Annotated in this window: 12 protein-coding genes and 1 pseudogene; 9 read left to right on the plus strand and 4 right to left on the minus strand. The window is 63.3% G+C overall.

What is annotated here, in order from left to right; genetic code table 11:
• Positions 1-51 precede the first annotated feature (51 nt).
• The 4 genes and pseudogenes from AWB82_RS14335 to AWB82_RS14350 all read right to left on the minus strand — a co-directional run bounded on the left by AWB82_RS14335 (position 52) and on the right by AWB82_RS14350 (position 3,823).
• Positions 52-888 (minus strand): bifunctional allantoicase/(S)-ureidoglycine aminohydrolase, encoded by an 837-nt coding sequence (locus AWB82_RS14335; protein ID WP_086968120.1) that lies wholly within the window; start codon positions 886-888, stop codon positions 52-54.
• Positions 889-908: 20 nt separating this feature from the next.
• Positions 909-1,295 (minus strand): annotated as a pseudogene (locus AWB82_RS14340) (amidohydrolase family protein); the annotation flags it as partial.
• A 131-nt stretch (positions 1,296-1,426) separates the two neighbouring features.
• Positions 1,427-2,767 carry an ArsB/NhaD family transporter gene (locus AWB82_RS14345; RefSeq protein ID WP_086968122.1) on the minus strand — a complete coding sequence of 447 codons (1,341 nt, stop codon included), beginning with the start codon at positions 2,765-2,767 and terminating at the stop codon, positions 1,427-1,429.
• An 18-nt stretch (positions 2,768-2,785) separates the two neighbouring features.
• Complete coding sequence (locus AWB82_RS14350; protein ID WP_086968124.1) at positions 2,786-3,823, minus strand: amino acid ABC transporter substrate-binding protein; 1,038 nt, start codon at positions 3,821-3,823, stop codon at positions 2,786-2,788.
• A 290-nt stretch (positions 3,824-4,113) separates the two neighbouring features.
• Here AWB82_RS14350 and AWB82_RS14355 point away from each other — a divergent pair, with 290 nt between their 5' ends.
• The 9 genes from AWB82_RS14355 to AWB82_RS14395 all read left to right on the plus strand — a co-directional run.
• Positions 4,114-4,506 (plus strand): hypothetical protein, encoded by a 393-nt coding sequence (locus AWB82_RS14355; protein WP_086968126.1) that lies wholly within the window; start codon positions 4,114-4,116, stop codon positions 4,504-4,506.
• A 123-nt stretch (positions 4,507-4,629) separates the two neighbouring features.
• Positions 4,630-5,133, plus strand: coding sequence for a MaoC family dehydratase (locus tag AWB82_RS14360; RefSeq protein WP_086968128.1), 504 nt, complete (start codon positions 4,630-4,632; stop codon positions 5,131-5,133).
• Between the two features lie 167 nt (positions 5,134-5,300).
• Entirely contained in the window at positions 5,301-6,647 is a 1,347-nt protein-coding gene (locus AWB82_RS14365; RefSeq protein ID WP_407643001.1) for an MFS transporter, read from the plus strand.
• Positions 6,644-8,044 (plus strand): MmgE/PrpD family protein, encoded by a 1,401-nt coding sequence (locus AWB82_RS14370; RefSeq protein WP_086968132.1) that lies wholly within the window; start codon positions 6,644-6,646, stop codon positions 8,042-8,044. The genes AWB82_RS14365 and AWB82_RS14370 overlap by 4 nt, the downstream gene beginning before the upstream one ends.
• Positions 8,045-8,071: 27 nt before the next feature.
• Positions 8,072-9,256: an acyl-CoA dehydrogenase family protein gene (locus AWB82_RS14375; RefSeq protein ID WP_235023284.1), complete on the plus strand. Its 1,185-nt coding sequence runs from the start codon at positions 8,072-8,074 to the stop codon at positions 9,254-9,256.
• The gene (locus AWB82_RS14380; protein ID WP_086968134.1) at positions 9,253-10,443 is read left to right on the plus strand and encodes a CaiB/BaiF CoA transferase family protein; all 1,191 of its coding nucleotides are present in this window, start codon (positions 9,253-9,255) and stop codon (positions 10,441-10,443) included. The genes AWB82_RS14375 and AWB82_RS14380 overlap by 4 nt, the downstream gene beginning before the upstream one ends.
• 71 nt (positions 10,444-10,514) lie before the next feature.
• Complete coding sequence (locus AWB82_RS14385; RefSeq protein WP_061159641.1) at positions 10,515-11,264, plus strand: GntR family transcriptional regulator; 750 nt, start codon at positions 10,515-10,517, stop codon at positions 11,262-11,264.
• Between the two features lie 28 nt (positions 11,265-11,292).
• Positions 11,293-12,102: an HpcH/HpaI aldolase/citrate lyase family protein gene (locus AWB82_RS14390; RefSeq protein WP_086968137.1), complete on the plus strand. Its 810-nt coding sequence runs from the start codon at positions 11,293-11,295 to the stop codon at positions 12,100-12,102.
• 25 nt (positions 12,103-12,127) lie between these two features.
• A partial coding sequence (locus tag AWB82_RS14395; protein WP_407643000.1) for an electron transfer flavoprotein subunit beta/FixA family protein occupies positions 12,128-12,333 on the plus strand: 206 nt, incomplete at its 3' end.

The raw sequence follows: 12,333 nt of genomic DNA on the forward strand, positions 1-12,333 counted from the left end.
GAACACGCCCGTCTGATTGAAGCTGCGCCCCATCGCGCGCGGACGCTTGACTCAACGCGGCGCGTTGAGCGTCAGCTTCATATGGCGATTCACGTCCTTGTACAGCAGATAGCGGAAGCGGCTCGGTCCGCCGGCGTAGCAGGCCTGCGGACAGAACGCGCGCAGCCACATGAAGTCGCCCGCTTCCACTTCGACCCAGTCCTGATTCAGCCGATACACCGCCTTGCCTTCGAGCACATACAGTCCGTGCTCCATCACGTGCGTTTCGGCGAACGGAATGGTCCCGCCCGGCTGAAACGTGACGATGTTCACGTGCATGTCGTGACGCATGTCGCTGCTGTCGACAAAGCGCGTCGTCGCCCAGCCTCCTTCCGTGCCGGGCATCGGAATCGGCTCGATGTCGTGTTCGTTCGTCACGAAGGCTTCGGGAAGCGGCACGCCATCCACCGCTTCATAGTGCTTGCGAACCCAGTGAAAACGCGCGGCATCCTTATGACGATTGCGCAATTGCCAGTTCGTGCCGGGCGGAATGAACGCATAGCCGCCGGTCTTCAAAACGTGCAACGCGCCTTGCAGCGTCACTTCGATCTCGCCTTCGACGACGAACAGCACGCCTTCCGCATTCGGGTCCTGTTCCGGATTTTCGCTGCCGCCGCCCGGCGCCACTTCCATGATGTATTGCGAGAACGTTTCGGCGAAGCCGGAGAGCGGACGCGCGAGCACCCAGAGACGCGTCTTGTCCCAGAACGGCAGATGACTGGTGACGATATCGCGCATCACGCCTTTGGGAATGACGGCATACGCTTCAGTGAACATCGCGCGATCGGTGAGCAGTTCCTTCTGCGATGGATGACCGCCATGAGGCGCGTAGTACGTATTGCTTGACATACGAAAGTCTCCGTTAGAGTTCACGCCGCCGTTGTGATGCCAACGCCGTGTTGGTGTCCGGCTTTCCCGGACTCGAATTGCAGGCGGGACGAATCGTCCTGGAAGCGTCCGCCGCGGACGATGACGCGCTGCGCGGGCACGGCAGCGACGGCGGCGGCGGCGGCGGCGGCGTTGGGCGCCTCGACGATGACGAAGGTCGCGTCATTGCCGGCCTTCAAACCGTAAGCGTCCATGCCCAGCACGGCGGCGCTGGCGTGCGTCGCCATGTGCAGCGCGACGAGCAGTTCATCATCAGTATAGAAACCCGAGCGATAACCGATGAGCATCGCTCTTTGCAACATGTCGCCGTTGCCGTAGGGCCACCCCGCGTCCTGGATGTTGTCGTTGCCCGTGAAAACATGCACGCCAGGCGCGACATTGCCGAGACCCGTACAAAATATCGGAGACGCGCAGTATCGACAAATTAAATGTTCGAATACCGGGTATCCATTTTCTGAATGGATCGGCGAAGCGGATGTTATGTAGAAACTTACGAAGATCAGCGCAGGAGCTGCCCCAGCACGACCACGTACACGGCCGTGATCGCGAGCTGGCACAAGGTGAACGGCAAACCATAGCGCAAGAACCGGCCGAAGCTGACCGGCGTGCCTTCCTGCGCACAGATTCCCGCGGCCACGATATTGGCCGCCGATCCGACGAGCGTCGCGTTGCCGCCGAGCGTCGCGCCGTACATCATGCCGATGAAGACGGGAATCACCGCGGGAGGCCACTGCGTGAACTGGTCGGACAGCGCGGCTTCCGGAACGAACTCCGCCGTGACGAGATACCCCTTGACCATGACGATGGACGCGGCCGCGACCGGCACGTTGGCGAGCACGGAAGAAAGCAGACCGATGCCGCAGATCATCGCGAGCGCGACCAGCGTGAGGCGCGTGCCGAACACCTCATAAAGCTTGAGCGACATGACCTGCAGCAATCCCGTCTTGGCCATGCCCTGCACGAGACAGAAAATGCAGGTGAGAAACAGCAGCGTCTTCCAGTCGACGTCGCGCAACACGCGATCGGTGGGCTCGACCCTGAACGCGTACGCGACGAGCAGCGCGAGCGCGCTGGCGATCACGGCGACGACAGGCGGCACGATGCGCGTCGGCAATTCTTCGCCGAACACGAAGAGCACCATCATCAGCGCGAGCACGGCGACCGCGAGCGCCGCGTAGATGGGCCGCGTGAGCTTCGTCCTGGCGCTGCGCGGCGGCAGCGGCGTGACGCTTCGCCAGATGTCGCGCATCAGGATCGGCAAGAGCGGAATCACCACGGCGATCGCGAGCACACCGCCTAAGCTCGCGCGCCGCAAATATTCGCCGAAGCTCATGCCGATCGAACTGCCGACGAGAAAAGTCGCCGGATCGCCGACGAGCGTCAGAAGGCCGGCGGCGTTGCTGAGAAGGGCGGTGAGGATCATCGGCGGCACGATGTCGAGTTCGAGCGCGCGGGCGACGCGAATGATGATCGGCGCGAGCAGGATCACCGTCGTCGCATTGGGAAGCAGCGCGCACAGCGGCGCGACGATCACGATCAGGAGAAGCAGGAAGCGTTTGCCGCTGCCCGCCGTCGCCCGCAGATAGTATTCGCCGACGAGATCGAACAGCCCCGTGGTCGACAGGATTCGCGCGACGACCATGCCGCCGAACAACAGGCTGATCGGCCCAGCCGCGGTCCTGGCTGTGGCGATCAGATCTTTCTCGTCGATGATGCCGAGCGCGATCAGCACGCTTGCACCGACGAGCGCGGCCACGGCCATATCGATCAGATCGAAGGCGATCACGAAGATCACCGCCGAGAACACGCCGACTACGAGATAGATTTGCCAGTCGCTCATGATGGGCTCGCGCAGGCGCTATTGCATCGGCGGCGCGTACATCAGGCCGCCGCGCCGGTAAAGCTCGTTCATTCCGCGCTCGATTTTGAGCGGACTTCCGGTGCCGAGATTGCGTTCGAACATTTCTCCGTAATTGCCGGCGCTTTGCAGCGCGCGAAGCGTCCAGCCCGGTTCGATGCCGAGCGCCGTGGTGACGTTCGCGTCCGGCACGAGCGCGCGCGCCACCAGCGGATTGCGGATACGCTCGGCCTGATTGCTCCGGGTTACGCCGACTTCCTCTGCGGCGATCAGCGTGAAGAGAACCCAGCGCACGATCACGAGCCAGCCGTCGTCGCCGCCGCGCACGGCGGGCGCTTGTGGCTGCTTCGAGATTCGCTCCGTCAGAATCGTCATGGACAATGCGCCGTCCGGCGCGCGGCTGCGCAACGTGGCGAGCAGCGAGGTGTCGGCGGTCACGGCGCTGCATCGGCCGGCGATGAACGCCTGCTGCAGTTCCGCCTCCGAGCCGAGAACGAGCGGCTTCAGGTCGAGCGCGTTCGCATTCGAGTAGCCAGCGAGATTGCTTTCGCTCGTCGTCTCGCGTTGCACGCAAACGGCCGCGCCCTTGAGCGACGCGAGCGTGCGAACGCCGCTCTTCGTCAACACCATGAACGCCTGGGCGTCATAGAACAGCACGCCTGCGAACTGGATCGCGAGCGTGCCTTCGCGCAGCAGCGTCCAGGTCGTGTTGCGCGCGAGCAGATCGATGCGGCCGGTTCTGAGCGCCGGAAAGCGCGCGGACGTTTTGAGCGGAACGAAGGCGACCCGGTTCGCGTCGCCGAGCGTGGCGGCGGCCACCGCGCGGCAGAAATCCGCGTCGATGCCGGACCAGTGGCCGGATGCATCCTGCTGGGAAAAGCCGGCGATGCCGTCGCTGACGCCGCATCGCAGGACGCCTCGCGCCTTGACCTGCGCGAGCGTGTCCGACCCCGCCGCAAGAATGGGCGCGGGCAATGTCAGCAGCGCGAGCAGCGCGGCGACAACCATCGCGATGAATCTCCCCGCTGACTTTGCCATCGTCTTCTCTTCTCGAAGACTACCGTTCACGGCGTCTTGCCGCGTGGTTCATGCTCGAACGCAGAGCGTGTGATATTGCTTGTCTCCGACTCGTCCGAAGGAACACGTGACACATTACGTTGTAGACGAAAACCGGTTCAGTTCAAGCGGACGTTTCCCTCATTTGCGTGCATGATGGATTGCTTGGCAGTCCAACCTGCGTGCTGCCATGGAAGGTGAGTTCGAAACCGCACGGAAGCACGCGGTTGTTTGCCGGATACTGTTGCCCTCTCCAGGGCTGGGAGAATTCGATGCGCGCCTTCGTCTCGCTGCCGGTTCTTGCGTTGCCGCTCCTTCTCGCCGCGTGCAACACGCCGCCCATTCCGCCGGGCAAGCCGGTGGATATTCCCACGGCGCTCCAGAATGTCCTGGACGGCCTGTGCAACTTCAAGAAGGCGCAGGCCGAACACAAGCAGAACTACGGCGTGGCGATCGACTCGATCACCATCGAGCTCGACCTGACCGTCGATGGCGCGCAGACTCCGCCCGTCGCGGTGGCGCCCGACATCAAGTTCATCCCGACCGTCAGCTACGGGCACATCATCACCGCCAATACGGGAAGCAGGCTGCTCGTTTCCCTGAAGAACGTCGACGGCGGCAAAGGGGCGGACATGCCGTGTCCGTCGTCCGGTCCCGCGAAATAGGCGCGGTCGCGTCCGCTTCATCGTCCAAGGGTTTACCGCAAGCCATTCCTGCTTGACGCCGATTCCTGCGCGCCCGATACTTTGTCCGTACAAAGTGATGTTTAAGACAGGAGACGCGACAAGATGCATTCGGACAGAGTGGGCAAGCAGCGCTATCGGGCCAGCTACGGCCGTTACCTTGAAGAATTCACCGTCGGCGATATTTACGAACATCGCCCGGGCCGCACGATCACGGACGCGGACAACATTCAGTTTTCGCTGCTGACGATGAATTTTCATCCGATGCATTGCGACGCGCATCACGCCTCCAAGAGCGAATTCGGCAAGCTTCTCGTGAGCAGCGGCCTGACCGTCGCGATCGTGCTCGGCATGTCGGTGAACGACGTGAGCGGCAAGGCTATCGCCAATCTCGGCTGGAAGGAAATCCGTCTGACGGGTCCCGTTTTTGCAGGCGACACGCTGTATGCGGAATCGGAAGTGCTCGAAGTGCGCGAGTCGAAATCGCGCCCGACGCAGGGCGTCGTCACGGTTCATACGCGCGCGTTCAATCAGGACGGCAAACCCGTCATGGACTTCATCCGTACCGCGCTGATCGCCAAGCGCGGCCACGGCACCGCTGAAGACTGAGCGCACACATCGCCGGCGCATTTGCCCGCCGGCGTCCCGTTTGCCGTTTCGCATACAAGACCGCTCGATTGCATCGACGCGCGGCGGCGAGGCGGTTCATCGTCACAGTACTGGAGACAACTGTGAGCCATTACGTAAGCTCGGGCGCCCGGCTGGACCGGTTGCCGATGTCGCGTTTTCACTGGAAGATTCTGGGCCTCATCAGCGCGGGCGCATGCCTCGACGCATTCGATGTCTATCTCGCGGGCGGCGTGTCCGCCGCGATGCTCAAGTCGGGTTTCTCGACGCTGCAACTCAACGCGCTGTTCGTCTCGTCGGGCTTTCTCGGCATGGTGATCGGCGCGGGGCTGTCCGGCTATCTCGGCGACCGCTTCGGACGCCGCTCGTCGTATCAATTCAATCTCGCGCTCTTCGGGCTGATGTCCTTCGTCGCCGCGTTCGCACCGAATATCCAGTGGCTGATCGGCGCGCGCTTCGTCATGGGCATCGGGTTGGGTGCGGAGCTGGTCGTCGCGGCGGGCACCTTGTGCGAATTCATTCCGCCCGCGTATCGCGGACGCTGGATTTCGCTGCTCGGCCTCATCGTCAATTCGGGGCTCGTGATCGCGACGAGCGTCGGTTACTTCGTCATTCCGCATCTCGGCTGGCGCTGGATGTTCGGCATCGCGGGTGTCGGCGCGGTGATCGTGTGGGCGCTGCGTCATAGCATGCCGGAATCGCCGCGCTGGCTCGAATCGGTCGGACGCACGCGGGAGGCCGAGGAAACCGTCAGCGCGATTGAAGCGGAAGTCGCGCATCAGAAAGGACCGCTGCCCGAATGTGCGCGCACGCAGAATCTCGAAGTGCCGCGCGCGCCGCTGTCGGCGTTGTTTCGCCGCGGCATGATCGGCCGCACGCTGACGGCCGCATTGACGGCGGTCGCGGTGAACGTCTCGGTGTACGGCTTCGTCGCGTGGCTGCCGACCTTCTTCGTGCACGAAGGGCGCGATATCGTCACCTCGCTGGGCTTCACGACGCTGATGTCGCTCGGCGCGCCGTTCGGCGCAGTGCTCGGCTATCTCACCGCCGACCGCCTCGGACGCGCGAAAGGACTCGTGTTCTATAGCGTCATCACGATCATCCTCGGCTTCATCTATCCGCAGATGACGGCCAACGCTGCGATCGCCATCGTGGGCTTCACGCTCGTCAGTTGCATCTTCGGCATCGTCACGCTCGGCCTCTTCGGTTACGTGCCCGAGTTGTTCCCGACCGCGCTGCGTTTGCGCGGCACCGGCGTGGCGGGCGTGTGCGGGCGCATTGCGTCGATGCTCACCTCGTATGCCGCCGTGATCCTCTACGCGCAACTCGGTCTGTTCGGCGTGCTCGGCATGGTCGCGGGCGTTCTGATCCTGCTCGTGATCGCCGTGTTGAGCCTCGGCGTGGATGCGAACCAGTTCTCGCTGGAAGACGTCTCGCCCGATGAAGAAGCCAACGCCGACGATCTGCCGCTCAACCATCAGGGAGCTACGCGATGAACGCACGCAACGACATTCAGCAGTACGCGCAAACCGTATCGCGACGCCTCGCATCGTTCACGACGCATCTGCAATTGAGCGACGTGCCGCAAAGCGTGCGCGAGCGCGCGAAGCATCTGATCCTCGATAGCATCGGCCTCGCTTATGCCACGTTGAAGCTGCCTTACGCGAGTTCGACACTCGCCGCCATGCAGGAACTCGGCAGCGGTGAAGCGACGGTCTTCGGCCACACACAAAAGCTCGCACTGCGCGATGCGATGTTGCTCAACGGTCTTCTGATCCACAGCCTCGACTTCGACGACACGCATGCACGCGGCGTGATCCATTCGACCGCGAGCGCGTTGCCGGTGGCGTTCAATCTCGCGGAGCGCGAGAACGCGAGCGGCGCGGATCTGCTCACCGCGTATCTCTGCGCGATGGAAGTATCGACGCGTGTCGGCGCTGCGGCGAAGAGCGGCTTCCACAATGCGGGCTTTCATCCGACGGGACTGGTCGGCGCGTTCGGCTGCTCGCTCGGCGCGGCGCGTCTGCTCGGTCTGTCCGTTGAGCAGGCGCAACATGCGCAAGGCATCGCGTTGTCGATGGCTTCGGGCAACCTCGAATTCCTGCAGGATGGCGCATGGACGAAGCGTCTGCATCCGGGTTGGGCGGCGGTGGCGGGCGCGACCTCCGCGACGCTCGCGAAGCATGGTTATATCGGTCCGGGCGCGACTTATGAAGGCCGCTTCGGTCTCTACGCGCTCTACGTGAAGACGCCGCTCGAAGCGGGCGATATCGACATCGCGACGGCGGGCCTCGGCGAGACATGGGAAATCGACGGCGTCGCGCTCAAGCCGATTCCCGCGTGCCACTTCACGCATGCGTCGTCGGATGCGGCCATCGCGCTGCATCGCGCACATAGTTTGCAAGCTAACGATATCGAGCGCGTGATCGTGCGCGTGCCCGGCCCGACGATTCCGATCGTCTGCGAGCCGGTCGCGCCGAAGCAGAAGCCGTCGAACAGCTACGACGCGCAGTTCAGCATCCCGTACATCGTCGCGACCGGGTTGTTGCGCGGCCGCTTCACGCTCGACGATCTCGAAGCCGATGCGCTCGCGGACGAAACCGTGCGCGCAGTCGCGGCCCGCGTCACGCACGAAGCGGACCCGAACTCGACCTTCCCGCGCCACTACACGGGCGAGGTGATCGTCCATACGCGCGACGGCCGCACGCTCGCGCATCGTGAAGCGGTCAATCGCGGCTCGTCGGACAGGCCGCTCGGCAATGACGAAATCGTCGCGAAGTTCTTCGATAACGCGCAGCGCAACGTGTCGCGCGACGCGGCCGAGCGCATCTGCGAAGCGGTGCTCGCGCTCGACACACGACCGGCGCGCACGCTCGCGCAAGCGCTCCCATAAGACATACACACGGATACAGGAGAAGCAATGGCCACCATCGACGCCGACCAACAGCAGGACATGAGCGAGCACGAAGCGAACGAGACGCTCATTCTCGACATGCTCGACCGCTTCCTCAAGACGGAAGTGAAACCCTACGTGCACGAGCTCGACGCGAAGGACGAGTATCCGCATGCAATCGTCGAGAAGATGAAGGACATGGGGCTCTTCGGTTGCCTGATCGCGCCTGAGTATGGCGGCCTGGGTCTGACGACTGCGACCTACGCGAAGATCGTCGATCGCATTTCGGCGGTGTGGATGTCGGTGAGCGGCATCATCAATTCGCATCTCATCATGGCGATGACGATCCAGCGCAACGGCACCGAAGCGCAGAAGCGCGAGTTCCTGCCGCGCATGGCGACGGGCGAACTGCGCGGCGGCATTGGATTGACCGAGCCGGATTGCGGCACGGACCTTCAGGCGATCCGCACGGTCGCGCGCCGCGAGGGCGACGAGTATGTCGTCAACGGCAGCAAGACCTGGATCACCAACAGCAAGTACGGCAATATCCTCGCGCTGCTCGTGAAGACCGATCCGGAAGCGCAACCGCGTCACAAGGGCATGAGCCTCCTGATCGTCGAGAAGGGACCGGGCTTCGAAGTGAGCCGGCAGTTGGAGAAGCTCGGCTACAAGGGGATCGACACGTGCGAGCTTACGTTCACCGATTTTCGCGTGCCGGTGTCGCGCGTGATCGGCGGGCAGGAAGGGCTCGGCCTCAAGCAGATTTTGAGCGGGCTGGAACTGGGCCGCATCAATGTGGCTGCGCGTGGTGTCGGCGTCGCGCAGGCCGCGCTCGATGAATCGATCGCGTATTCGCAGCAGCGCAAGACCTTCGGCAAGCCGATCTGCGAGCATCAGGCGATCGCGCTCAAGCTCGGTGAAATGGCGACGCGCGTGGAAGCCGCGCGCCTCCTGACCGACTCCGCCGCGCGCGCGTACGACAAGGGCCAGCGCTGCGATATGGAAGCGGGCATGGCGAAGTACTTCGCGACCGAGGCGGCTGTCGAGAACAGCATGGAAGCCATGCGCATTCATGGCGCGTATGGTTATTCGAAGGAATACAACGTCGAGCGGCTGTATCGCGATGCGCCGCTTCTGACCATCGGCGAAGGCACCAACGAGATGCAACGCCTGATCATCGCCAAGATGCTGATTGCGAGGAACCCCGCATGAGCCTGCCTCTTTCCGGCGTACGAATCGTCGCCATCGAACAATACGGCGCGGGTCCTTTCGCGACGCAACATCTCGCCGATCTCGGTGCGGAAGTCATCAAGATCGAGAACTTCCGCGAAGGCGGCGATGTGGGCCGCAACGTGGGGCCGCATTTTTTCGGCGAGGGCGATAGCCATTTTTTCGAAGCGTTCAATCGCAACAAGTGCAGCCTGACGCTCGATCTGAAAAAGACCGAAGGGCGCGAGGTATTGCTCGATCTCGTGAAGTCGAGCGATGCGGTCTTCAACAATCTGCGCGGCGATCTGCCCGTGAAGCTGGGTCTCACCTACGACCAGTTGAAGGACGCAAATCCGGCTATCGTGTGCGCGCATCTGTCGGCTTATGGACGCACCGGCAGCCGCGCATCGTGGCCCGGCTACGACTATCTGATGCAGGCGGAAGCGGGCTATCTCTCGGTCACGGGCGAGCCGGACAGCCCGCCCGCGCGTTTCGGTCTTTCGATCATCGACCTGATGACGGGCACCACCGCCGCGATGGCGCTGCTCGCGGGTCTCGTGGAGGCGCGCACAACGGGCATCGGCCGCGACATGGACACGAGCCTCTTCGATGTCGCGCTGCATAACCTCGCGTATGTCGGCACGTGGTATCTGAACGGCGGCACGGTGACGGGGCGCGACCGGCGTTCGGCGCATCCGTCGCTCACGCCGAGCCAGTTGTACAAGACGAAGGACGGCTGGATCTTCCTGATGTGCAACAAGGAAAAGTTCTGGGGCGTGCTGGCCGAGATACTCGACAAGCCGTCGTGGATTACCGATGAACGCTTCTGCAATTTCAAGGCGCGGCTCGCGAATCGCGATCTCGTCGAACAGGAACTGGATGCGGCGCTTTCGCGCGCGACGACCGCCGAATGGCTCGCGCGTCTGGGCGGACGCGTGCCCGCCGCGCCGGTGTACGACGTCAAGCAGGCGCTCGATAATCCGTTCGTCGCGGAGCGTGAGGGCGTGACCGAAGCGGAGCATCCGCGCTTCGGCCGCGTGCGCAACGTGGCGGCGCCGGTTCGCGTGAACGAGACCTTGCCCGCGCGCGCCGCGCCCGAACTCGGGCAGGACAACGAGAGGCTTTTTGCCGAACTCGGTTACGATGCTGGACGGATCGCCCGGTTGCGCGAGAGCGGTGCGGTGCAATGACGACGCTTGCACCGGATGATGTCGCGCGAAAGGCGGGTCCTTCCGTCAATCCTTCATCGTGCGTGCAAAAGATGGTCAACGTGCTCGGTCAACAGCCGCGCTATCTGCAACTGGCGCAGACGCTTATCAACGAAATCCAGAGCGGGCGCTTTCCTGTGGGCTCCACCATTCCCACCGAATTCGAACTTTGCGAGCAGTTCGGCGCGAGCCGCTCGACCGTGCGCGAAGCGGTCAAGCAACTCGTGCAGCTCGGCATGGTGGTGCGGCAAGCCGGCATCGGCACGACCGTCAAGGCGGTGAATTCGGAAGGCAGCTATCGCCAGGTCATGCAGCAACTGAGCGACCTGCATCGCTATTCCGCCGATACCGCGCTCCAGGTTCTGAAGAAAGAGACCGTCGAGGTGAGCGATGCGTCGCTCTGCGCGATGTTGCAGGCTAAACCCGGCGAAACGTGGCTGCGTCTCGAAGGCATCCGGCGCTCGCCCGAGAGCGTCGATCCGATCTGTCATACCGAGGTCTATATCCAGCCCGCGTTCCGTTCGCTGACGGGTATCGAAGACGATCCGCACACGCCCATCTTCACGATGATCGAGCGTCAGTTCGGCGAGCAGATCGCGCGCGTCGAGCAGGAGATTCGCGCGATGGCGCTGCCCGCGAACATCGCGCGCCTCGTCAACGCCAAGGCACGCTCGCCTGCGCTATGGCTGTCGCGCCGTTACTTCAACAAGCGGGGCGAGATCGTCGAGGCAGCGGTCAGCATTCATCCCGCCGACCGCTTCAGCTATTCGGAGACGTTCCAGCGCGGCTGGAGCGGCGCCTGACGCTTTCGAGGCATTCGAGGAAATTCACATGATTGCACGCAGTTTTCTGTTCGTTCCGGGCGACCGTCCGGAGCGGTTCGACAAGGCATTGGCGACGCGCGCGCATCGTGTCGTCATCGATCTGGAAGATGCCGTCGCCATCGACGCGAAAGCGCAGGCGCGCGCGCAGGTCGCGCAATGGTTGCAAACGCAACTATCGGACGAGACGCGCGAGCGTGTTGTGATTCGCGTGAACGCTTATGGCACGCCGTGGCATGAGGAAGACATCGCGATGATGCGCGCGGCGAACGTGCGGGCCGTGATGGTTCCGAAGGCCGAGGACGCGGCCCAACTCGCCAATATCGCGGCGCGTTGTGCCGATCGCGTCGAACTGATCGCGCTCGTGGAAAGCGTCGCGGGCGTGGTGCGCATGCGTGAGATCGCGCAGTGCGAGCGCGTGGCGCGGCTGGCTTTCGGCTCGTTCGATTTCGGCGTGGATGCGGGCATCGACGGGACCGGGCGCGAGCTGGATTACGTTCGCTCGCAGTTCGTCATCGAGTCGCGCTTTGCGGGGCTGCCTCCGCCGCTCGACGGCGTGACGCTCGCTACCGGCGATATCGAAGCGATCAACGCCGATGCGCTCGATGCGCGTCGTTTCGGTTTCGGCGGCAAGCTGTGCATTCACCCGAAGCAGGTAGATGCCGTGAACGACGGATTCGCGCCGAGTGCCGCCGAGCGCGAATGGGCGGCACGCGTGCTCGCTGCGCTGGAGGCGAATCCGCGCGGCGCGATTTCGGTGGACGGGAAGCTGGTCGACAAGCCGATCGTCGATCGCGCGCGAAGAATTCAGGCCGCCTGAACGCGGCTCAACGGAGAGAAAGGGAATGAAGGTATTGGTGCCAGTCAAGCGCGTGGTCGACTACAACGTGAAGGTCCGAGTGAAGTCGGATAACACGGGTGTCGATATCGCCAACGTGAAGATGTCGATGAACCCGTTCGACGAGATCGCTGTGGAAGAAGCGGTGCGTCTGAGGGAAGCGGGTGTTGCGACCGAAGTAATCGCTGTGTCGTGCGGCGTGACGCAATGTCA

It is taken from the genome of Caballeronia glebae, assembly GCF_001545035.1.
GTDB classification, from domain to species: Bacteria; Pseudomonadota; Gammaproteobacteria; order Burkholderiales; family Burkholderiaceae; genus Caballeronia; species Caballeronia glebae.